Below are 23588 nucleotides of genomic sequence, written 5' to 3'. Positions count from 1 at the left end.
TAACTTATATTTATTTGCATGAACATCATTCATTAAGCGTTTTTGTTCTCCCCGAAAGGAAAACTATGTAAAACAACATTAATGTGAGTGTCCACACAAATTGCATGATAACTAATTGTTAAAGAAATAAGCAGTAATCGCATTCGTTACTCGCTTTAACTCCTTGCTAACGTTGCCGTTTGCCCGAAGCAGGATGCGTATAATACGCTTCCGAGTTTTGATGTCAACGTTTTATTTAAAAAACTTTTCAGCTTAACTTTTAAAACGTTAAGTTAACTTATTTACCTTAAAAGGAAGTAGATAACTTATCAAAACAGTTCTTTAGGATACCCCTTGGAACTGGATGCGCATTTTAGACATTTTTATAATTAGGTCAACCCTTTTTTGGTTAAAATCGTATAAATATTTCGCTTGCTCTATTTTTACACAGCCCTTGTGTGAGTTTACCTCGATACGTTCATTAGTTAGTCGTATTTATTGTTTTTCATTTCAATTGCTTATTTTATCTTTATAGATTTTTTCAATACAAAGCTGCTCTAATACTGGTTTTATTGACTGTCTATGTTATTTTTACCACCACTTGCCATTAAATTAAATTGCAGCTGTGCAAAAGGTGCTATATGAGTATAACTAACGTACGTCCTTATAAAGGTATTTACCCCTCACTTGGTTCGAATATCTATATCGATAACTCAGCCGTTTTAGTTGGAGACATTACCTTATCAGATGATGTCAGTATTTGGCCGCTCGTTGCCGCCCGAGGAGATGTTAATACCATAACCATTGGTGCTCGTACAAATATACAAGACGGTAGTGTTTTACACGTCACCCGTAAAAGTTCGAGTAATCCACAAGGAAATCCATTAATTATTGGCGACGACGTCACTGTAGGTCATAAATGTATGCTACACGGCTGTCAGCTTGGCAACCGCATATTAGTTGGTATGGGTGCGATAATTATGGATGGTGTAATTGTCGAGGATGATGTTTTTATTGGCGCCGGCAGTTTAGTGCCACCAAATAAAACACTGGTAAGCGGTTATTTATATGTTGGTAACCCAGTAAAACAAGTTAGGCCATTAAAAGAAAGTGAAGCCGCTTTCCTTAAACAGTCAGCGATAAACTATGTCGAATTAAAAAATGACTACCTCAGTGAATGATTCCCTTTATGGCGATAGTAATTAACGCATTTGTATGTGAATACTATCTCCCTCTGGCTCATTTTTTTCGAGCCAGAGTTCAACTATTTCCTCTAAGTCGAACTTAGTACAGTTATCTATCTTTGCAAGGTTCTTTAACTGCATTGAATGAAAGTAAATAGTCATCACTTGCGCCGAGAGTAGCGCGGTAAAACACCAAGCATCTTGTTCGTCATCAAATACTAAGTCATCATTAAACAAAATGGCTTGATTCATATTTATTCCTATTTTATTTAAGAGCGGCTCTTAATTTTTTAATTACTGGTTGCACTTGGGGAGTTACCCCTCGCCAAATAGCAAAGCTTACCGCAGCTTGTCCAACTAACATGCCTAAACCATCAATAACGTCTACCGCTCCTTGCTCTCTTGCCCATTGAAGAAATTGCGTTTCATTTCTCCCGTATGCCATGTCATAACAAACCACTTTACTGTTTATTATGCTAGTAGGTATTGGTGGTAAATCTCCAGCTAAACTTGCAGATGTGGCATTAATTATCAGGTCAAACTCTTGACCTGTGGTCTCAGCAAAGCTACAAGCACTTAGTCGTTCATCGTTAAAATGCTGACAAAGATCTTTTGCTTTACTTACCGTTCTATTAGCAATAACAATAGCGCTAGGACCTTGCGCCAATAGCGGCAATAAGACTCCTCTGGCTGCGCCACCAGCACCCAAGAGCAAAATTCTCCTTTGTTTTAACAGCACTTTGTTAATAATTAGGTCTTGAACTAAGCCTTCACCATCGGTGTTATCACCGAGTATCTTGCCTTCTTTAAAAGTTAGGGTGTTAACTGCACCAGCTAATGATGCACGTTCGGTGAGCTCATCGGCTAATGCCAGTGCTTGTTCTTTAAAAGGTGCGGTTACGTTTGCGCCTTTTCCGCCTTGATCAATAAGGTCGGCAACCGCATTAGCGAAACCATCAATATCAACTAGCTGTTTTTGGTAATTGATTATTTGTTGGCTCTTACTGGCAAATATATGATGAATATCTGGTGAACGTGATTGCTTAATTGGATTGCCAAAAACGCGATATTGATCTGGAATTGGTTGTGTCATAGCGATAGGGAGAAGTTAACGAATGGCGACAGCCTAACTGAATCAACAATTAATGAAAACAAAAAAGCAGTAACACTTTCGAATAAGTTACTGCTTTTTATTTTGATGCTAAAAGAAACCTTTAGAATTTTCCGCAAGCATAATTGAATATGCCATAGGAACATGCTCAATACCTACGCTGCAGTTATGTTCTAATCACCTTGCCGGTCAGCGCATGCATTATTTTTGATGGTGAGCTATGGCCTAACGTTACTCCCTCAATAATAAAATCTACTTGCTTAGATAATACCGGATCTAATGTTTGCCATGTTTTAGCGGGCTCTTGCCCTGATAAGTTAGCACTGGTCGATACTATGGGTTTATTGGTTTGTTTACACAGAGCAACAACGTCAGGTTGGCTGGTAATTCTTACCGCTATGGTGTCAAACTTACCAGATAATAACGGTGAAATATTACTATTTTTAGGAACAAGTTGCGTAATGCCATCTGGCCATCTCGACAACATAGTAAAACGCTTATCTTGCGGAATTTTACTGTCATCGATATAAGGCAGTAATTGCGAGTAATTTCCAGCAAGTAAAATAAGTCCTTTCTCAGCGGACCTCTGCTTTAGCGCTAACAAGTGTTGAAGTGACTCTTCGTTGTCTGGATCACAACCGAGACCAAACACCGCTTCGGTGGGATAAGCGATAATGCCACCATTGTTGAAAGCATCAACTACATTTTCTTCGTTCACAGACCACCCTTCTATTAATAACTACATATATGACAATATTACCAAACCCCCATCATAAATACCTAGTGCTGGATTAATTTATCGATAAAAAAGTTCTCCATTCCGTATTGCGGTAAACAAGGTTATAATTACAGCTCTATTTTTACTTTCTTCGTAAACGAAGAACACTATATTCTTTTAAAGGGCATAAATTCATGACAGTGGGTATCATCATGGGGTCAAAATCAGATTGGCCAACAATGCAACATACAGCAGAAATGCTTGATTCTTTGGGTGTAAAATACGAAACAAAAGTAATTTCAGCACATCGCACCCCGCACTTACTTGCCGAATATGCTGAAAGTGCAAAAGATAGAGGCATTAAAGTCATTGTGGCTGGTGCTGGTGGTGCCGCTCACCTACCAGGTATGGCTGCAGCTTATACCTCTTTACCTGTTTTGGGCGTACCCGTGCAATCTAAAGCACTTAACGGACAGGACTCATTATTATCTATTGTACAAATGCCAAAAGGTATCGCAGTAGGTACCTTAGCTATAGGTAATGCTGGTGCTGCTAACGCTGGTTTACTTGCGGCACAGATTATCGGCACTCATAATGCTGAGATCCAAGAAAACATCGAACAGTTTCGTAAAAAACAAACTGAAAACATACTTGCTAACCCAAATCCGGCAGAATAAACACAGCATGATGAAAAAAGTTCTCGTACTTGGCGCAGGCCAATTAGCTCGAATGATGCAATTAGCGGGCACACCTTTAAACTTGGATGTCAAAGCACTAGATGTATCAAGTAATAAGGTGGTTCACCCTATTACACCTGAACAGATATATGGCGATTTAGCAGCTGGTATTATTAATGCTGATGTTATTACCGCCGAGTTTGAACATGTAGCTCATGACATACTTGACGAGTGTGAGCAATCAGGAAAACTTTTCCCAAAAAGTGAAGCCATTAAGATTGGCGGTGATAGACGGTTAGAAAAAGCATTGCTTGAGTCTTGTAATACGGCCAATGCCAAATATTATTTTGTTAATTCAAAAGAAGACTTTGACAAGGCAATTAATTACTTATCTTTACCTATTATCTTTAAAACAGCACTTGAAGGATATGACGGCAAAGGCCAATGGCGATTAAAAGTAGCTGCTGATGCCGAAGCAATTTGGCAAGATATGGCTGATTTCCTTAACGCTTCCACAACAGTAAACCAGGGCATTGTTGCTGAACAAATGGTGCCTTTTGATCGCGAAATTTCTCTTGTGGGTGTACGCCGAATAAATGGTGATGTTGCTGTATATCCTCTGACTGAAAATCACCATACCAATGGTATTTTAACGGTATCCGTTGCTGCTCCTATTAATACTAAACTACAAGAACAAGCTGGTACTGTATTTAAAGCACTATCTGATAAGCTCAACTATGTTGGTGTTATGGCCATTGAATTTTTCCAAGTCGGTGATCAGCTCTTGGTCAATGAAATTGCACCAAGAGTCCATAATTCAGGTCATTGGACCCAGCAAGGTGCTGACACCTGTCAGTTTGAAAATCACTTAAGAGCAATATGTGATTTGCCTTTAGGTAGTACAGCGCTTGTTCGCCCAACAGCGATGGTCAACATTATTGGTGAGGATACTATCCCTGATGAAGTGCTTGCTATAGCAAGTGTATCTGTTCATTGGTACAACAAAGGTAAACGTGCTGGTCGTAAGATGGGCCATATTAATGTTAGCGGTGAGCATGAATTACAACTTGCTCAGCGTTTACAAAATTTAGCTGATATCCTTTGCCCTAAAGCATTTCCTGATCTTAACGATTTCGCAAAAAAATATTTAGACAAACAAAGCTAAAAACCCTTGAATTAATGACAAAAAAGACGCCTATTCACATAGTGAAAGGCGTCTTTTTTTATAGATGATATTTTGTCATGTCTTCTGCATATGAGAGCATTTTTTATCTGCACACTGGTATTTAAGTCCAGCGGCCATATTTCTTTTTAACAATAACGGAAATTGACACTTTTCGCACTCCCCCTCCATTGGCTCATGGTTTACAACAAATTTACATTTTGGATAAGCATCACAGGAGTAAAATTTTTTGCCAAATCGACTGGTCTTTTCTTGCAATGAGCCGCTTTTACAGCTTGGACATGCCACATTATCTAAGGTTTCTTGCACCTCATGCTCAATGTGATGACATGCAGGGAAGTTACTACAACCAATAAACATACCATATCGACCTTGTTTCACCGCTAACTCATGTGAGCACAATGGACATTCACTACCCGATAGTATCTTATCTTCAACACGTTCATGTTCTACTACTGCGCGGGTATATTGACAATTAGGGTAATTGACACAACCTAAAAAGGCTCCTGATTTACCACGTTTAATAGCCAATTCAGCACCACATTCAGGACACACTTGCTGCACTTTATCTAAAGCATGTTCGTGATGAGTAAAGAGAGCTTTATCAGATTCAGACATTATTGAAATTGCGGGTAAAACAAGTGTGGCACTATTATGCCACAAAACTTGACTAAACCCTATGCTGAGCAATTGCTTACTACTGATTGCTTTGCTTGAAAGGCGTTATTAGTGTAGTGGTCCTTCTTGTTCTTCAAAGATTAAATCTTCTAATTGGGAGTAAGCCGACTCTTTACCTGGTACATTAAATAACACCATAAGAATTACCCATTTAAGATCATCCATAGAGAAGTATTTTGTATCAAGCTCCATCACCCTATCAATCACCATTTCACGCGTAATAAAATCAAGTACATTCACTTGCTCTAAAAACAAAATAAAACCGCGGCTAGGTGTATCAAGTAACTGCATTTCTTCGCTGGTATAAATACGTACCGACTTACTACCTACACGTGTTAGATAAGGATAAGCCTCTGTGTCTTGTAACGCGGTAAGTTTTTCTAACCAGTTTAATGCTTTATATATTTCATCCTGATGAAAGCCCGCTCGTGTTAACTCATCTGTTAACAGCTCATGATCCACCATGGTTTCTGCTTCATTTTGAATATAGGTTTCAAAAAGATACATTAAGATATCGAACATAACTAGCCCCTTATAACTTTATTGCGTTCTAATGTAGCCACCAGGTACCGCAGTTACCAGGCCACTTAGCTCAAGCATTGTTAATCGAGTTAACACTTCCTCTACGGGAAGTTCGCTTCGTGAAACCACTTTATCAACGGGAGTAATTTCAAATCCCACACTAGCCAACAATGCATCGTTACACAAGCCTTTTTGCTTTATTTCCGTGACTCCTTTGTTAGCGCCTTGTTCAACAGGCTTAAATAGCTGTGCCTCACTATTTAAGTGTAGACTAGCTTTATCGGCAAAAGCGAACTCATCTATTATATCGGCACAATGTTCAACTAGTTTAGCACCTTGTTTAATTAACCAATGACAACCTTTAGCGTACGGATTATGAATAGAATTTGGTATAGCAAAAACATCTCTATTTTGTTCTAGTGCACAACGCGCGGTAATCAAAGAGCCACTTTTTAATTCAGCCTCCACCACTAAAACGCCTAAGCTCAAACCACTAATAAGTCGGTTTCTTTTGGGAAAGTGCCCGGCTCTCGCTGGTGTACTTGGAATAAACTCACTAATAATAGCTCCACCTGAGTTAATTATTTGTCTCGCTAAAGCACTGTGTCTTGCCGGGTATACTTGATCTAAGCCAGTAGCAACTACCGCTATAGTACCGGTAGACTCACTCAGAGCGCCACGATGAGCCGCAGCATCAATACCCAGTGCCAAGCCACTAGTGATAACAATATTTTTTTTGGCTAGTTGTTGGCATAATGAAAAGGCGGTATCTCTACCTCCTGCGCTAGCAGAGCGACTGCCGACCACGGCTAACTGTGGCGCATTGAGTAATAGAGGATTACCCTGAATAAATATCACCAAAGGCGGATCATAAATTTGCTTTAATAATTGTGGGTAGCAAGCATCATCAAAGCAAATCAAGTCACTATGGCATGATTTGCTGGCTTGGATGATATGGCTTATTTGTTGCCAATCTGGCCGATAAAAAGCGTGAAGTTGTTTAACACTTAAGCCATTGGCAGAGGTAAGCACCGATGACTTATCGTTAAACGTAAAAAGCGCGGTTAAACCAAAGGTTTCAACCAGCGCTATTTTTTTGTGAATGGCTAACCGAGGTACAAGCTTTAAAGCTAACCAATATTCAATATTATTTTTACTGTTATTGCTCATTACTTGTCTTCTCCCTAAGAGCAAGTGCTAAGTTTACCTTCCCTTAGATAAAAAAGCCTTTAACAGTTGACTAGTCTGGTGCCGTAATCAAATCACTGATTCTGGCAGGTTTATCCGTATGAAGAATAAGTGCCATACTTGCTTTTTGATAAACTTTAAAGACCATTAATTCACCTAAGGTCTCTGTTGGCATATTATAATCACCGCCAGTAATTTGGTGCCAGCGTGATGTTTCGCTAACATAAGCTGGGCCATCGCCAGTATCAACTACTGCTGGACTGATACGTTTTATTGCCATGACATCACCTACTGTCACGTCATGTTCAAGACCACGGTTAATCATAACAATGTCCAACTTGGCAAATTCACGACCATTACTGCTAGCTTTAACAATAGCACCGCGAAGCGACTTATTTGCTGCTTTCATTGAAAAAACTGCGGGTAATAATTGCCCGTCATTAACTGGTACGACATAGTTACCGACATGTATTTCTCTTTTTATCGAGCCAACATTCATAGTAGAGGGTACATCATTGTCTATATCACCACGCTTTAATACCTGTCCGGTACCGACTAAGTTGACATAAAAGCCTAAAGAATCGTCGGTTTCTGGATCAAAAATCTCTTGCCCTTTATCATAAATGGCATAACTTTGTGCCACATCTAGATCCGCATTAACATACACTTTAAAATCTTTGGTCGACATTTTATAACCTGCATCACTACCTATAATATAAGGTAAGGCTGCTAGCTCATCTTCAGTAAATAAGTGCTCGTACCTAAGAAAAGGGGCGATAACGTTGAGGGGTAATAAGGTAATTGCCGAGTCTTTTTTCTTCTTTTGACGAATCTTAGGCGACCATTTATAACTAGGTTTTGCCGGCTCTATCACTAACATTGGCTCACCGTATTCATCAAAAACCAGCTTTAAAACATCACCGGGGTAAATTAAATGTGGGTTATTAATTTCTGGGTTTAAACGCCATAATTTAGGCCATAACCAAGGTTGTTCAAGAAATAAAGCTGAAATATCCCATAACGTATCACCTTTAACTACCACATGGGTTTTAGGTGCGTCATCATTAAGTTTTATTTGCTCAGCAAGTGCAATCAATGGACAAGAAAGTAAAGATAGCGAGAGTATTATTTTTTTAAGCATAGTGCTCATTCCTTTTGCGTGCTTACTACTGTAACGCACTATAATGATTAGTTATATCGAGTGACTTAAAAATGCAGGTTACAGTTACAGTTACTTGAGTATATAATTAAAACATAACATTCTAGATGAATTATCGCTAATTCTTTTAACAAAATATGACTATTTTAACTGTTTTACGTTTTCCCGATCCGCGTTTAAGAACAAAAGCGCAGCCGATTACTGATATGACTAATGCGACAGCAACAATTATAGACGATATGCTGGCAACTATGTACGAAGAGAAAGGCATAGGTCTTGCCGCTACACAAGTCGATATTCATCAACGTATCGTTGTAATGGATACCTCTGAAGAGTGCAATCAGCCTATGGTACTTATCAACCCTGAAATTATTGCTAGCAGTGATGAAACATCAATAAACGAAGAAGGCTGTTTATCCGTCCCCGGAACTTATGCCAAAGTAAATCGCCATGATGCTTGCACGGTAAAAGCACTTGATCGCCAGGGTAAAGAATTCACGTTAAGCGCCACCGGATTACAAAGCATTTGTATTCAACATGAAATTGACCATTTAAATGGCATTTTATTTGTTGATTATTTATCGCAATTAAAGCGCCAACGTATTCAAAAGAAACTTGAAAAAGAAGCTCGTTTAGATAAATAGCAACAACTAAGTAAGTATTTACTTACCATTATAGGATACTCCCTTGGCTACCCCATTAAATATCATTTTTGCTGGCACTCCTGACTTTGCGGCTAAACATTTAGCGGCATTAATTAACTCTGAACATAATGTAGTTGCTGTTTATTGTCCGCCAGATAAACCCGCAGGCCGTGGTAAAAAACTAACCGCTTGTGCAACAAAATTGCTAGCGCTAGAACACAACATTATTGTTGAACAACCGATAAACTTTAAAAGTGACGAAGACCAACAACAATTGGCTCAATATAACGCTGATATTATGGTGGTGGTTGCTTATGGTCTGATATTACCTGAAGTCATTTTAAACTCACCACGGTTAGGCTGTATAAATGTCCATGGCTCAATTTTACCTAAATGGCGTGGTGCTGCGCCAATTCAACGTTCACTTGAAGCGGGAGATAAAAAAACAGGTGTCACCATAATGCAAATGGATAAAGGACTCGATACTGGCGATATGATATTAACGGCTCAGTGCGAAATAGAAAAGACCGATACTAGTACAAATCTTTATGAAAAACTTGCCAAGCTAGGACCAACAGCTTTGCTAGAAACACTCGCACTGATGGCGCAAGCTAATTATCAAGCAAGGGTTCACAATATTGCCCAAGATAATACACTAGCCACTTACGCGCATAAGCTAGACAAAGCTGAAGCTGAGCTTAATTGGCAACTCAGTGCTAATGAACTAGATAGAAAAATCCGTGCTTATATACCCTGGCCTGTCTCTCAATTCACCTTAACTGAATTAGAGTCTGCATCAGAAAACAAGCAACATATATTACGGGTATGGCAAGCATCGGTTCAGGAATATCAAGGCTGTGCGGCTCCCGGCACCATAGTAAAAGTGGATAAACAAGGTATAGAAGTAGCAACAGGCGATGGTTCATTACGCTTAGAAATAATGCAACTGCCCGGTAAAAAAGCATTAGCCGTGAAAGATATCCTTAATGGTCGCAGCGAGTGGTTCGTTGTTGGCAGCCCTATAAATAAGCTAAGCTAAATAAAATTAAGAGAAACAATGATAATTAATATAAGAGCTCTGGCAGCAAAGTGTTGTTACGCCGTTATAGATCAGGGGCGAAGCCTAAGTGATGAACTGCCAAGGCAGCAAGAAAATCTGATAGGTAAAGATAAAGCTTTGTTGCAAGAAATTTGCTATGGCGTACTGCGTTACTTACCAGAGTTAGAAAATGATGTACGTCATTTAGTGCAAAAACCAATAAAGGGCAAACAAAGAGTCTTTCACTTTTTACTGTTAGTGGGCGTTTATCAAATAAGATATATGCGTATACCCGATCACGCAGCGGTCAGTGAAACCGTTGCAGCGACAAAGCCTCTAAAAAATAGTCATATGAAAGGGTTAGTAAATGCCGTGCTTAGAGGTTTTTTACGTACACTTGAAGCAGAAAGTAAGGTGAGTGGCACAAATAAAAACTTACCTGAGCCAATAAAATACAACCACCCGAGCTGGTTTATTAAAAAAGTGCAACTAGGCTACCCTGAACAATGGCAAGCTATTCTCGATGCTAACCAGCAAAGACCACCGATGTGGTTACGTGTCAATCAACAACACCATACTAGTGAAGAATATCAAGCCTTGCTTATTGCAGCAGAGATAGAAATTGCTAATATTGAGCCAAACACCCAAGCAATAGAGCTGACTAAAGCACTCGATGTTGCTAAATTGCCGGGCTTTGACCTAGGCTGGGTTTCAATACAAGATGCTGCAGCACAGCAAGCAGCACGTATATTAGACTGCCAACCAAGTGATGTGGTATTAGATTGTTGTGCGGCGCCTGGCGGTAAAACATGTCACATCATTGAGCAAACACCTGATATAACCTCAATGACGGCAATTGATATTGAAGAAAGTCGCCTAACACGAGTGCATGAAAATTTAGCACGTTTAGGTCTAACAGCAGACGTTATTACGGGTGATGCCGCCAGTCAAGATTGGTGGTCTGGTGAACAATTTGACCGCATATTACTGGATGCACCTTGCTCTGGCACGGGTGTAATTCGTCGCCACCCTGATATAAAATGGTTACGTAAAGCCGAGGACATTGATAAATTAGTCCTATTGCAGCAGCAAATTCTTGACAATATTTGGTCTTTACTCAAACCGGGCGGCACCTTGCTTTATGCCACCTGTAGTATTTTACCAGAAGAAAATGGTCAGCAAATATCTCGTTTTATTAAAGAAAACCAAGATGCACAATTAATTGCCATTACGGGTAATTACCTTGATACTGATGAAAATGCTATCGGTTGGCAATTATTACCCGATGCTAAAAATATGGACGGTTTTTATTACGCCAAACTGTTAAAACTCAAATAATTAATCCTATTGGTATAACCTAAGCAGAAAATAACACATGAAAATAATCATAGTGGGTGCTGGGCAAGTTGGCGGCACCTTAGCTGAAAACCTTGTTGGCGAGAATAATGAAATATGCATTGTTGATATTGACAGTGAAAAATTGCGCGAGCTGCAAGATAAAATGGATTTGAAAGTTGTTATTGGTCAAGGTTGCCATCCCGATGTATTAAGAGAAGCGGGTGGTGAAGATGCTGATATGGTGATAGCAGTTACCAATGACGATGCCACCAACATGATCACTTGCCAAATATGCTCCTCATTATTTAACACGCCGAAAAAAATTGCCCGTATCCGCTCTACTCAAATATTAAAATATGCGGAGCAACTTTTTCATAAGAAACACATTCCTGTTGACCATATCATTGCCCCTGAACAATTAGTGACCCGAGATATAGCTCGACTAATTGATTACCCAGGCGCACTGCAAGTATTAGAGTTTGCTAGCGGAAAAGTAAGTCTAGTCGCGGTAAAGGCGTACTACGGTGGTCTACTCGTTGGCCATGCGCTGTCAGCGTTAAAAGATCATATTCCTAATGTGGATACCCGAGTCGCTGCAATTTACCGAAATGGTAAACCTATTCGTCCTCTTGGCACGACAGTAATAGAAGCAGATGATGAAGTGTTTTTTATCGCCGCCAGTATTCATATTCGTGCGGTGATGAATGAGTTACAAAAACTCGAACCTGCTTATAAACGTATTATGATTGCCGGTGGCGGAAATATCGGTGCTGGTTTAGCTCGTATTCTAGAAAAAAACCATCAAGTAAAGCTTATTGAGCGCTCACAAAAACGCGCTGAGCAATTAACTTCTGAACTCAATAATACCTTAGTTTTCGTCGGAGACTCTTCAGACCAAGAGTTGCTTACTGAAGAAAACATTGACCAATTTGATCTTTTTATTGCGGTGACTAACGATGACGAAGCTAATATCATGTCATCACTGCTGGCTAAGCGACTTGGTGTTCGTAAAACCATGGTACTTATTCAACGCGCTGCCTACATAGATTTAGTACATGGCAGTACTATTGATATTGCCATTTCACCACAACAAGCAACCATCTCGGCCCTCTTAACTCATGTAAGACGTGGCGCCATCGATAACGTTTATAGCCTGCGTGGTGGTGCGGCTGAAGCGATTGAAATTGTTGCTAAGGGGGATGAAAAGTCCTCCAAAGTTGTTGGCCGTGCCATCAAAAATATTAAGCTACCACCAGGAGTTACTATTGGCGCTATTGTTCGTGGTAGTGAAGTGCTTATTGCTCACTCAAACACCTTAATACACGAAGAAGACCACGTAATTCTGTTTTTAGTTAACAAACGTTATATTTATGATATAGAAAAGCTTTTTCAAGTCAGTGCTATCTATTTTTGATGCATTTTTGACATGTTTACTTACAGCTAATCGCTTATCCTTGGGCCAATTAGCTGTAATAATCCCCCTGAACAGAATAATAAAATACTTATACCCGTTACCATTCTCACCCTATAAAAATGGCTTTGTTGTACTTTGGTGTTGTTGAGTAAACGAGCGAGACGCATAAACCCCTCCATGGGGCTCCACACAAGCATCAGGACAATATGCTCCATGCATTGTCTAGTAAGGTGTATCCATACACCGTCTTGCTTGAGAAGCTCGCTCTTATCACATCAGGCAACACCTTATTTTAAATCAGTGTGTTACATTATAGACAACTGTGTTCTACAACAGAGCCATAAAAACATATCAAATTAAACCCTACATTTAAAAGGATTTTATGAAAGTATCTAAGATACTTACCGCTATAACATTAGCGTTAAGTGGTATCACCTTTAGCAGTCAAGCTGAACTCGTTGATAGTGCTCAAGACTGGCAAACGTTTGAAACGAAAAACTTTAGAGTGCACTTTACCCCAGAATATCGCCAATGGGCTTTATCGAGTGCCAGAGAAATGGAAGCCGTTCGTCAATTGATTAAAGAACAACAAGGTAGAGTGTTAACGGAAAAAGTGGATGCTTATATAGTGGATCCTTACAATGCCGCCAATGGTTTTGCCCTGTCGTTAAGCCATAGGCCTTACATGGCCTTTTTCGCTACGCCGCCACAATCTGACAGCATTCTAGCTAATTCAACTGGCTGGCAACAATTTGTGGTATTACATGAATATGTACATCTAGTGCATTTGGCGCAAAAGAGCCGGAGTAAATGGCGCAACAACTTAGCCAATTGGTATGATGTATTTGATGCTGCGCAAATAAATGGCGAGCGCTGGGTTAGTGAAGGTTATGCCACCTTGCTCGAATCTAAACTCACCGGTCGTGGTCGGTTATTTAACAACCAAGTGGAAGCCATCCTCCAGCAATTTGCCCGTCAAGGCGCTCTGCCTAGTTATCAACAACTAAGTGTCGCCAATGATAATTTTATGTCTGGCGCTATGGCTTACATTATGGGTGCCCGCTATTTACAGTGGTTAGAAAAAAACTACGGTCAAGACACCCTTGATACTGTTTGGACGCGTTGGTCTGCCGTGGAACAGCGAGACTTTGACAAGGCTTTCAAAGGTGTTTTTCCTGATACAGCTCAACACCTTTATCAACGTTTTATTGCAGAATACACCTATAAAGCCATGCAAAAAGAGGCGCAATTAAGTGCTGACAGTAACGAAGATAATAGCTCAACATTATGGTTAGATTTATCTGGCTCTGTCAGTGAGCCGAGTTTAAGTCCACAAGGTGATTACCTCGCTATTGTTGAAACCGAAAGAACCGATGATGGTAATACCACTAAGTTACAAATCTATAAAACCAGTGAAAACACCAAAAAGATCGAAGAGTTTAACAAACAAGTTGAAGAGTTATTAGCTGATGATCCAGAAGACATTGCCGATAAAAAGCCAAGTGTTTTTAAGCGAGAAGTCGCCTACACCTTAAATCAAAGAAATGATCGTGGTATAAACAACCCTCGCTGGTTAAATAAGGATACTATTATTTATGGTGCCCGTAGTTTAGCGAGCAAAAACGACTACCACCAAGATCTATTTTCTTGGCACTTACCGAGCAATACTGTCAAACAACTTACGAAAAATGCTAACCTTCGTCGTTTTGACATTAGTGAAAATGGCCAATACCTCATTGCTGAACGCAGTCGTTTCGGCTATTCGCAATTAGTTAAAGTAAGTTTAATACCTGAATCTTTAGGTGAAATAACCGCGGAACTAACGCCACAAAGCTTTGAGCAAGTTTACGATTTCCCGCGACTTAGGCCAACCCCTGATGGCTCTCCTTCAGATAGTTTTGCTTATATCAGTTCAAGCCTGAATAATAAATGGCAATTAAAAGTTCGTCAGTTAGAAGGTGATGAAGAGCAAATAATACCTATGCCACAGCACTATCAATTCCTTTCATTCCCTGAGTGGTCTAAAGATGGTCAATCACTGTATTTTGTTGCTGGTTTAGAGGGTGCTACCCGTTTATATCAATATGACTTTTCCCAGCAAAAATTATCTGCGCTTACCTCAGGAGAGCAAGTTATTACTTGGCCTATGGTTAACGGCGATAATAAGTTACTGCATTTAGCAATAAATGCTCAAGGTCCCGATGTGTACCTGCTTGATTTGAGCAAGGAAAATAAGCAAATAATCACCAAGACCACCACAAGCTCGGCAATGACTATTAATTTAGCTGATAGTTTAAAGCTAGCCGAGGCGAGTATAGCCATAGATGAAAGCATTGGCGAGCAATCACCCTATGGCATAGGTCCGCAACAAGGCACTATAACAATGGCTGAAAGCTATTATTCGGCCAGTAGTGGCATGCTTGAAGTGGGTTTTAAGTCTGGCGATGTACTTTCTCGTTTTGATTGGCAAATAAACGCCAGCCAAGATGTTTTTAGCAATATTATCTCAGGGGCATCAGCCGCAATTCGTTGGCAAGGCTGGCCGGTTAAATTACTTGCCCACAGTTATTTGTTTAACTTAAAAACAGAGCAACAATATAGTGATGCCTTAGCCTTAGGTAAAATATCGGAGCAAGGACTCTTTTTAGAAGCACGCTACCCCTATAGCGTAGAAACACTTGCTATAGATGTATTTGCCCAAGTACAAACATCAAGCTTTGAAAATAGCCAAGGTGTAGATTTTTCTAGTCAATCTTTTGCTCTAGGCATTGAGCAAAGCTGGTCTCATGACCGACAAAGCTGGGGCATATCACAAGCAGTAAATGTCCAGTTAATTACCGGTCAAGATGAGCAAGCTGAAGTTAAGGGTAATGACGGCAGTTATACCGGTAGTAATGGCTTGATTAACTTAAGTGCACATATTCATGATTATGGCTTAGGCTTTAATTACCTATGGGCGCACCGCTCAGAGGATGCTGGCGATATACTCAGCTTAGGCGGTTACTCTTCAACATTAATTCAAGAAAAAGCACACCTAAATAAACAATTAGCGCCTGAATTAGCCTTTTATCGACAAACGGCTAATGACTATCAAGCATATCAAGCTTATATACCCTTAGGCTTTGTTGAAGTTTTTTATACTCGTCATAAAATGGCAGAACAAGCCTTTATCGATAGCTATGGTATTAAAGGTAGCTGGAATAATGATTTTGGTTATACTGGCTTAACTAATTTAATGATAAATTATGGTATAGCACAGGTAAACCCAGAAAATGATAGCTCAGATACTCAAGGTTGGCTTGCTTTTAGTTACAAGTGGTAATCAACCCTTGGGCTATATAGATAAATATTAAGCTTATACATAGCTATGACACGATATATGCCGTTACCATTCAAACATGCATCTTGAGTGGTAACGGGTATATACAAATAATGGCTCTTATGAACGCCAGAAACCCGGTGTAAATAAAACTAACAGAGTAAATATCTCTAAACGGCCAAACAGCATTGCCATAATTAATACCCATTTACTCATATCATTAATCGATGAAAAATTAGCTGCCACCTCTCCTAGCCCTGGTCCTAGGTTATTAATACAAGCAGCAACTGCGGTGAAGGCGGTCATGTTATCCATGCCGGTGGCAAGTAGTAATAACATACAAATAACAAACACCGCGGCATAAGCAGAAAAGAAGCCCCATACTGCCTCAACTACGCGATCAGGTAAAACTTTCCGGCCGAACTTGATGCTAAAAAGGGCCCTAGGGTGAACCAGTTTGTTTAACTCACGAAGACCTTGTAAATAGAGTAACACCACACGTACGACCTTCATGCCACCGCCAGTACTACCCGCGCAGCCACCAATGAAACTAGAAAAAATAAGTAACATAGGCAATAAGGTTGGCCAATCAGCAAAGGATGTGGTGGTAAACCCCGCCGTAGTACTAATTGAAACCGATTGGAATAGAGCTTGATCAAATGCATGATCAGCATCTTGGTATGTGCCTGTACTTATTAACACGGTAAAACAAATAATAAGCAGCACGACTTGGATACCAATAAAAACTTTGAATTCTGGGTCAAAGAAGTACTTTTTCAGCGATTTATTTTGTACTGCGGCATAGTGCAAGGCAAAGTTAACCCCGGCAATAAGTAAGAAGCTGACACAAACCAGATTGATAGCTGGGCTATTAAAGTAGCCCATACTGGCATCATGGGTAGAAAAACCGCCAATAGCAATGGTTGAAAAAGCATGACAAATGGCATCAAAACCAGACATACCGGCAAGCCAATAAGCTAACGCACACGCGATAGTTAACCCTAAATAGATGTACCACAAGTGTTTTGCGGTATCGGCAATACGAGGCGTCATTTTTGAATCTTTCACTGGGCCTGGTGTCTCAGCGCGATATAGCTGCATACCACCAATACCTAGCATAGGTAATACGGCAACAGCTAAAACAATGATACCCATACCTCCTAACCACTGTAATTGCTGGCGATACCATAAGACCGCATGAGGTAAATCGTCAATGTGATTTAAAATAGTTGCTCCAGTAGTAGTTAACCCGGAGAAAGATTCAAAGAATGCATCGGTAATTGATAAATTGGGTTGATCTAATAACATCAGCGGAATAGCAGAGAAGCTGGCTAAAACTAACCAAAAGAGCACAACAATTAAAAAGCCCTCTCTGGCTTTAAGGTCGGTTTTTTCATAACGGTTAGGATACCAAGCCAATAAACCAGTGCCAAGACACCAGAGAAAAGCCAGAATAAAAGGTAAGCCACCACCATCACGATAGACTAATGAAATTAACGCAGGTGGCAGCATGGTCACACTCAGTAACGCAACCATCAAACCTAGTATTCGGATAATATTTTTATATTGCACGTGTTATTTTTCTTGTTCGCTTTATTGTTCGAGAGTGGTTAACTGTAATTGTCCGGATGACAAGGTGTGTAACTTATCTTGCATTAAAGCCAAATTCCGGCTTGGAATGGCAAGCCTGAAAATGACTGTTTGTTGATAATCTTGAGCTATAACATGACCTTCAACTTGCCTAAGTAAATGCAAAACATTATCTACTTGTCTATATTGACATGCTAAGGTTTTGTGCACCATAGCTATTTTAAGTTTTGACTGCAAAAATCCTAAGGCTTGGCGTACACTGCCGCCATATGCTCTTTGCAAACCGCCTGTGCCTAATTTAGTACCGCCAAAGTAGCGAACAACAACAGCGCAGACTTGACCTACACCACCACCTTGCAAGGCTAGTAACATAGGTTTACCCGCGGTTCCGCTCGGCTCTCCATCATCAGAAAAACCATAGCCTTGACTATCTCCAGCTGCTCTTGTTAGAAAAGCATAACAATGATGGCTAGCTTGCGGATGAAGATGCTGTAACTCTTTGAGCATAGCTTTTGCTGCCACTATATCGACGCAGGGGCGTAAATAGCAGATAAAACGACTGCGGTTAATAATGATCTCATCTTCGACATTATTAACCGCGATAGGAAAAGACGTAGTCACAATATACTTTTACTTCTCTAAGCTTGGTTTACTTTAATTAAGTTTAGTTTAAGCCTAAATCTCTCGTCATATTCTCATTATGAGACTGATGGACAATAATATTATCTTCAATACGAATACCACCAAAACAACGCATTTCATCAACATTTTTCCAATTAACTTGGTCGGCATTAGGCGATGCTTTAAGCTCTGCCAATAATGAATCAATAAAGTATAAGCCAGGTTCAATAGTAAAGACCTGATTGGCTTCTATCAGTCGAGAGGTACGTAAAAATGGATGACTGGCGGGTGTATTTACATGGGTGCCACGTTCATCTGCCATAAAACCACCAACATCATGAACTTGTAGTCCTAAATGATGACCCAAACCATGGGGGAAGAAGGTAGAAATAATGCCAGACTCAACGGCAATATCAGCGTCAACCTTGATAAAGTTAAAATCACGTAATACTTGGCCAATCGCTCTATGTGTTTCAATATGAAGATCGACATAACTGACACCAGGTTTTAATCCTGCCACGGCCTTAAGCATCAATTGATCCATACTAGCAATGAGTTCGGCAAACTTATCATTTTTATAGGAATAAGTACGGGTAATGTCAGCCGCATAACCATTAAAGTTAGCGCCAGCATCGATAAGAAATGAACGATGCGCCTGCGGGGGCGCTTTATCCAAAGACATATAGTGTAAAATTGAACAGTTTTTATTTAGCGCGACAATATTACCGTATGGGGTATCGTTAGTACCATAACCGATAGACTTAAGGTAAGCCTGTTGAATATCATATTCACTATCACCTTGTAAAAAGGCGTTACGAGCCGCTTGATGTGCCTTTACTGCCAAAGTATTAGATTGACGAAGACACTCGTGCTCATATTTACTTTTATAGCCACGGTGGTAATGAATATAATTAAGCAAGGATTCAGGATTAATAGCTTCAAAACCTAAGGCTTTCGCCACTTCAATATGACTGCCAATATAGGCAAAACCCTTTTTGTCATAAGGCAGTAATTTATCGACTTCACTCGCATTAGTTAAAATTTTAATATTAAAATATTCCCCCCAATAACTTTCACTTAACGGGGTAATTTTATGCCAAAAATCGACTGGCTGATAATAGATTAAGGTTGGTTTATCTTCTCCATTAATCACCAGCCAAGAGTTTGGCAGTTCAATTAATGGCAGCCAATATTTAAAATGAGGGTTAACTTTAAATGGGTAACAGTTATCGTCAAGAAAGGCCTTAATTTCTTGTCCAGAATGGATAACTAAACCTTCTAGGTTTTCACGGGAAAGTGCAGCTTTAGTCATCTGTTGCAATTGGGCAATATGAGCTGGGTATTGGTTAGCCAACTTAGCATTAAGTGTTGTCATATATTCTGTCTCCGAGAGCGGCCATCAAGAAATTTTTCTCATGATAGCATAGACCTCAAAAAGCACGCTATTGACAAAAGAAAAGCGACGACTAAAGGTGCTAGATCTGTGCATTAAACTTGGCAATTACTCGCTGATGTCAAGGTTTTAACTAATCACCAATATTCATATTAATAACTTGTTCAAAAACCCGACTAATCTGCCCGGGCTGGTGCTGATAAATCTCTTGATACGCTAAGACACTTTTGACATAGTTTCGTGTTTCTTTAAATGGTATGGTTTCTATCCAAATATCAGCTGGCATGGCACTGGTGTTTTTTAACCATTTTTTTACTCTATAAGGTCCTGCATTATAAGATGCTGTAGCAAGTATCTTATTACCCTTGCTTTTATCAAGTAACTTACGTAAATACATTGTCCCTAGTTGGATATTATTCTCCGCATTGTATAGGTATTGCCGACTGATACGACCGCGTTTCAGTTGCTTGGCGGTATTAGGCATTAATTGCATCAAGCCCTTCGCCCCAACCGATGAGTGAGCATCGGTCATAAACGAACTTTCACGTCGAGTTATAGCAAAAGCCCAAGCAGGATTTATTTCCTGCTGTTGTGCATGTTGAGTAATTTTTTTATCAAATGCTTTTGGGAAACGTAACTCAACATCATCTAAATAGCCAACCTGAGCTAAGGTAAAAATAGCGCGATCAAACCAGCCATTTTCATTGGCTAATTTTGCCGCAACGAGTTTTTCCCGATAATTGAGTTGGCTAAGCCAATAGCGCCACTCTCTACGCGCTTCGACATAGCGTCCCAAGTAGTAAAACTCAAATGCCCGCTTCCCCGCAGGATGCAACAATATACCTTTTTTTTCCTGATTAGTTATTGCTAAAGGACTATTTTGTAAACTGGCCGGTGTTTCTAAATAACTCGCCGCCAGAAAGCCATAGTAATGGCGTTTAGTCGCTAGCTCACTCATGACATCTTGACCTCGTTCAAGTTCATCAGTAGCGATCAGTGCTCTGGCATACCAATACTGCCACTGTAACTCGGTTTTATATTTTCCCGGCATTTTGGCTAACGCTTGCAGTACTAAGTGCCAATTTTGTTGCTTCAACACCTCGATTAACTGCCATTGCATGATACTCGTATCTATATTTACTGGCTCTACTTTATCCAACCAAGCCCTTGCTTGTACATGATTTTTACTGGCTAAAGCCACTGCAAATCTCTCTGCTATTTGTTGGTTTTGTGTGCTTGAAAAGGTGAAAGCTTGCTGCGCCTTTTTATAACTCGCCAACGCTTTATCGGCATCGCGCCATATCAACCGCTTAATACCATAAGTATAAATCTGGCTTTCTTTAGCTGATTTGTTAATAAACTTATGTGTTATAACTACCGTCGCTGGATCACGCCTAACTTGATGCCATAACCGCCCCAAATATTGCTGCTCTTTAGGAAGAAAGTGCGTTAGATATGGAATTAATGTATGTTTACCGCCATCGGCCGCTAAGCCAATACGTTGCCAGACAAGCTCATCCGTTCTATAACCTGCTTGTTGCCATTGATTAATTAAGGAATCACAAGCTTTATCTAACGACTTACCGACTAACCATAACGTTGTCACTTGTGGTAACACCACATTTTTGGGTACACCTGCCTTTAAGGCAAATTTCAATTTTTGACAGAGCAACGCCGTATTACTAGATTTTTTATAAAATGCGAGAAAGAGTGTGCCTTTATTTTTTTTTGCTAAGTACTTTAACCACGCCTTTCTCAGTGGCCAATCTAATGGTGAGTGCCTATATTTTTCTAAAAAAGTCGTAATTTCACCTGCTGATGACAATTGCATCGTTGCCATTAAACGACGTTGTTCTAAATAAGGCTGTAAAGGGTAATAATTCAGTTGGTTATAGAGACGTTTATACTGCTCAGAATAGCTTATTGCTAACAATTTCTCGGCCTTTAAAAATTTTTTTTGCTGGCCGATATCTGTCATTATCTGCAAACTATCATTGGCTTTTGACAGATTTATTGAGGCAAAGGTACAAAATGACCATAATATAAATTTAAATATATTTTTCACTGGCACCTCAATGTCGGCATATAGATTAAGACTGTAATTTTGTATCGCTTATCTAACTAATTACGATAGTTTGAGTATAGCTGAAGCTATTTTTTTCAAAGTTAAAATTGCTCTCTTTCTTATGTTGAATTGTTTTAATAGAGTATAATTATTATTTAACTCACTTTGTAAATATCCTATTATGCTTACTACTATTTTTCAACAAACAGATCATATGCTTGACGCTATAGGATTGCGCTGTCCAGAGCCTGTGATGATGGTTCGTATGAACATTCGAAAAATTGCCAGCGGTGAGACATTATTAGTTAAATGTGATGACCCTTCTACCGCTAGAGATATTCCAAGCTTTTGTCGCTTTATGGAGCATGAGCTTCTGGCTAAGCAAACAGAAAAACTACCCTATCTGTATGTTATAAAAAAAAGTTAACCCTGACGCAGTGTTTTTCTTAGCAAGTTGTAAGTAAGTATTTCTGTATGGAACTATCAGTCTTTTATGTTGCCTTATAGCGAGTAGGTATTTAAAACAAACATATAGGGAGCAAGACATAATGCTAAAACCTAGCAATAATAAACTCATTGAAATTTTACTAAGTAATAAAAAACTGCTGATTTTCATCATACTAATGTCGGTATTTCGTAGTGCTGTTGCTGACTGGTATTCAGTACCTACCGGTTCAATGCAGCCCACCATTCAAGTAGGTGATCGTATAGTGGTAAACAAAATGGCCTATGATTTACGCTTGCCCTTTACCGATATAACACTACTTGCCCTTAATACACCGCGACGTGGAGAAATTGTAGTCTTCGAATCTAAAGCTGCTGATCTTCGATTAATTAAACGAATTGTGGGTTTACCTGGTGATGTCGTCGCGATGAACAATGAAGTTATTGAAATAAACGGTTTAGCCTTATCTTATAGCCCTTCAAGTAAAAGCACCTTGTCAGCAGACTCAGCGAGTGTAACGGTAACAATAGAAAAATTAGCGAATATTAAACATCAGATAAACATTGATAACACCGCAAGTAACAGGCTTAGCAGTTTTGGTCCGATAACGGTACCTGCGGGTCATTATCTCGTGTTAGGTGACAATCGCCGCCATAGTGCCGATTCTCGTGTTTATGGCTTTGTGCCACATAAAGAGTTACGAGGCAAGGCAACAGCGGTCGCATTTTCTGTTGATTATAATAATTTTTATCTTCCGCGTGCTAAACGATTCTTCAAAGATATTTATGGTATCTAACACTTTTAATAACATAAACCCCCTAAACCTAACGGCTAATGGGGATTGCTAAGGTATCATTCAACAAACTTATGCCGGTATCGTTATCACCATGTTATAGCGCACAGTTAATACATTTAGTTGTATAAGGTAACGCCGATAATCGGTCTGGATTTATCAGTCCATCACACTTATCACAATGTCCGTATAATCCTTCGCCTATTCGTTGTAATGCCGATTTAACTAAGGTTAATTCTAACTTTGCTTCGTGATGTATTTCATCAAGTACACCATCATTTTCCGTCTCAGTGGCTTGCTCAGAAAAATCCTGTGATCTACCTTTATGGAAATCAGCTTCTATGGCGGCAATTCGCTTGGTTAGTTGTGTTTGTTTATTTTCCAATAATATCGTTATTTCTTTGCTTGGCATAAACAGCTCCTTATGACTCGGTATCTCTTTATATTAGCTCTTACATTCACCTTATGCCTATTTGTGCGGTTATTATTGATCTAGCTCAAATTTTGGCCATAAAAAAAGGCCATGTT

The 23588-nt window shown here is 39.6% G+C and carries 22 protein-coding genes; 10 read left to right on the top strand and 12 right to left on the bottom strand.

Annotated elements, in window-relative coordinates:
* Window positions 1–620: 620 nt before the first annotated feature.
* A complete protein-coding gene (locus tag ASU03_RS17990) occupies window positions 621–1160 on the top strand; it encodes a gamma carbonic anhydrase family protein (protein WP_057833168.1) in 540 nt (179 codons plus the stop codon).
* 21 nt (window positions 1161–1181) lie between these two features.
* Here the strand turns inward: ASU03_RS17990 and ASU03_RS17985 are convergent, their stop codons facing one another.
* The 3 genes from ASU03_RS17985 to ASU03_RS17975 all read right to left on the bottom strand — a co-directional run bounded on the left by ASU03_RS17985 (window position 1182) and on the right by ASU03_RS17975 (window position 2992).
* On the bottom strand, window positions 1182–1415 hold the full coding sequence (locus ASU03_RS17985) for a hypothetical protein (protein ID WP_057833167.1): 234 nt from the start codon (window positions 1413–1415) through the stop codon (window positions 1182–1184).
* A gap of 13 nt (window positions 1416–1428) precedes the next feature.
* Entirely contained in the window at window positions 1429–2256 is an 828-nt protein-coding gene (aroE, locus tag ASU03_RS17980) for a shikimate dehydrogenase (protein ID WP_057833166.1), read from the bottom strand.
* Between the two features lie 184 nt (window positions 2257–2440).
* Window positions 2441–2992 (bottom strand): Sua5/YciO/YrdC/YwlC family protein, encoded by a 552-nt coding sequence (locus ASU03_RS17975; protein WP_057833165.1) that lies wholly within the window; start codon window positions 2990–2992, stop codon window positions 2441–2443.
* A gap of 194 nt (window positions 2993–3186) precedes the next feature.
* Between ASU03_RS17975 and purE the strand changes: the two genes are divergently transcribed.
* Window positions 3187–3669, top strand: a complete 483-nt coding sequence (gene purE / locus ASU03_RS17970) for a 5-(carboxyamino)imidazole ribonucleotide mutase (RefSeq protein ID WP_057833164.1) — start codon at window positions 3187–3189, stop codon at window positions 3667–3669.
* Between the two features lie 10 nt (window positions 3670–3679).
* Window positions 3680–4834 carry a 5-(carboxyamino)imidazole ribonucleotide synthase gene (locus ASU03_RS17965; RefSeq protein WP_057833163.1) on the top strand — a complete coding sequence of 385 codons (1155 nt, stop codon included), beginning with the start codon at window positions 3680–3682 and terminating at the stop codon, window positions 4832–4834.
* A 75-nt stretch (window positions 4835–4909) separates the two neighbouring features.
* On the opposite strand, the gene ASU03_RS17960 is transcribed toward ASU03_RS17965, so the two are convergent.
* The 4 genes from ASU03_RS17960 to ASU03_RS17945 all read right to left on the bottom strand — a co-directional run bounded on the left by ASU03_RS17960 (window position 4910) and on the right by ASU03_RS17945 (window position 8381).
* Window positions 4910–5470 carry a DNA topoisomerase family protein gene (locus ASU03_RS17960; protein WP_057833171.1) on the bottom strand — a complete coding sequence of 187 codons (561 nt, stop codon included), beginning with the start codon at window positions 5468–5470 and terminating at the stop codon, window positions 4910–4912.
* A 108-nt stretch (window positions 5471–5578) separates the two neighbouring features.
* The gene (locus ASU03_RS17955; protein WP_057833162.1) at window positions 5579–6052 is read right to left on the bottom strand and encodes a DUF494 family protein; all 474 of its coding nucleotides are present in this window, start codon (window positions 6050–6052) and stop codon (window positions 5579–5581) included.
* Window positions 6053–6070: 18 nt separating this feature from the next.
* On the bottom strand, window positions 6071–7222 hold the full coding sequence (gene dprA / locus ASU03_RS17950) for a DNA-processing protein DprA (RefSeq protein WP_057833161.1): 1152 nt from the start codon (window positions 7220–7222) through the stop codon (window positions 6071–6073).
* A gap of 70 nt (window positions 7223–7292) precedes the next feature.
* Window positions 7293–8381, bottom strand: coding sequence for a LysM peptidoglycan-binding domain-containing protein (locus tag ASU03_RS17945; protein WP_057833160.1), 1089 nt, complete (start codon window positions 8379–8381; stop codon window positions 7293–7295).
* Window positions 8382–8536: 155 nt separating this feature from the next.
* Between ASU03_RS17945 and def the strand changes: the two genes are divergently transcribed.
* From def to ASU03_RS17920, 5 genes are all read left to right on the top strand, one after another.
* Window positions 8537–9043 carry a peptide deformylase gene (gene def, locus ASU03_RS17940; RefSeq protein ID WP_057833159.1) on the top strand — a complete coding sequence of 169 codons (507 nt, stop codon included), beginning with the start codon at window positions 8537–8539 and terminating at the stop codon, window positions 9041–9043.
* Between the two features lie 43 nt (window positions 9044–9086).
* A complete protein-coding gene (gene fmt, locus ASU03_RS17935; protein ID WP_057833158.1) occupies window positions 9087–10082 on the top strand; it encodes a methionyl-tRNA formyltransferase in 996 nt (331 codons plus the stop codon).
* A gap of 18 nt (window positions 10083–10100) precedes the next feature.
* A complete protein-coding gene (gene rsmB, locus ASU03_RS17930) occupies window positions 10101–11420 on the top strand; it encodes a 16S rRNA (cytosine(967)-C(5))-methyltransferase RsmB (protein WP_057833157.1) in 1320 nt (439 codons plus the stop codon).
* Window positions 11421–11457: 37 nt separating this feature from the next.
* Window positions 11458–12834 carry a Trk system potassium transporter TrkA gene (gene trkA, locus ASU03_RS17925; protein WP_057833156.1) on the top strand — a complete coding sequence of 459 codons (1377 nt, stop codon included), beginning with the start codon at window positions 11458–11460 and terminating at the stop codon, window positions 12832–12834.
* Window positions 12835–13216: 382 nt separating this feature from the next.
* Window positions 13217–16156 (top strand): TolB family protein, encoded by a 2940-nt coding sequence (locus ASU03_RS17920; RefSeq protein ID WP_057833155.1) that lies wholly within the window; start codon window positions 13217–13219, stop codon window positions 16154–16156.
* Window positions 16157–16273: 117 nt separating this feature from the next.
* Here the strand turns inward: ASU03_RS17920 and ASU03_RS17915 are convergent, their stop codons facing one another.
* The 4 genes from ASU03_RS17915 to ASU03_RS17900 form a co-directional block, all read right to left on the bottom strand.
* Complete coding sequence (locus ASU03_RS17915; protein WP_057833154.1) at window positions 16274–17725, bottom strand: TrkH family potassium uptake protein; 1452 nt, start codon at window positions 17723–17725, stop codon at window positions 16274–16276.
* A gap of 21 nt (window positions 17726–17746) precedes the next feature.
* Window positions 17747–18364 carry a YigZ family protein gene (locus ASU03_RS17910; protein WP_057833153.1) on the bottom strand — a complete coding sequence of 206 codons (618 nt, stop codon included), beginning with the start codon at window positions 18362–18364 and terminating at the stop codon, window positions 17747–17749.
* 43 nt (window positions 18365–18407) lie between these two features.
* On the bottom strand, window positions 18408–19739 hold the full coding sequence (gene pepQ, locus ASU03_RS17905; RefSeq protein ID WP_057833152.1) for a Xaa-Pro dipeptidase: 1332 nt from the start codon (window positions 19737–19739) through the stop codon (window positions 18408–18410).
* A 151-nt stretch (window positions 19740–19890) separates the two neighbouring features.
* Complete coding sequence (locus ASU03_RS17900; RefSeq protein ID WP_057833151.1) at window positions 19891–21822, bottom strand: transglycosylase SLT domain-containing protein; 1932 nt, start codon at window positions 21820–21822, stop codon at window positions 19891–19893.
* Between the two features lie 181 nt (window positions 21823–22003).
* Between ASU03_RS17900 and tusA the strand changes: the two genes are divergently transcribed.
* Window positions 22004–22249 carry a sulfurtransferase TusA gene (tusA, locus tag ASU03_RS17895; protein WP_057833150.1) on the top strand — a complete coding sequence of 82 codons (246 nt, stop codon included), beginning with the start codon at window positions 22004–22006 and terminating at the stop codon, window positions 22247–22249.
* 121 nt (window positions 22250–22370) lie between these two features.
* Window positions 22371–23063, top strand: a complete 693-nt coding sequence (gene lepB / locus ASU03_RS17890; RefSeq protein WP_057833149.1) for a signal peptidase I — start codon at window positions 22371–22373, stop codon at window positions 23061–23063.
* A gap of 94 nt (window positions 23064–23157) precedes the next feature.
* Here lepB and ASU03_RS17885 read toward each other — a convergent pair whose 3' ends face one another.
* A complete protein-coding gene (locus ASU03_RS17885) occupies window positions 23158–23472 on the bottom strand; it encodes a TraR/DksA family transcriptional regulator (RefSeq protein WP_057833148.1) in 315 nt (104 codons plus the stop codon).
* Window positions 23473–23588: the final 116 nt, after the last annotated feature.

Origin of the sequence: Colwellia sp. TT2012, from assembly GCF_001440345.1 — a bacterium.
Classification (GTDB): Bacteria; Pseudomonadota; Gammaproteobacteria; order Enterobacterales; family Alteromonadaceae; genus Colwellia.
Note: the sequence above shows the minus strand (reverse complement) of the source record. Positions and strands in the feature narration are given on the sequence as shown.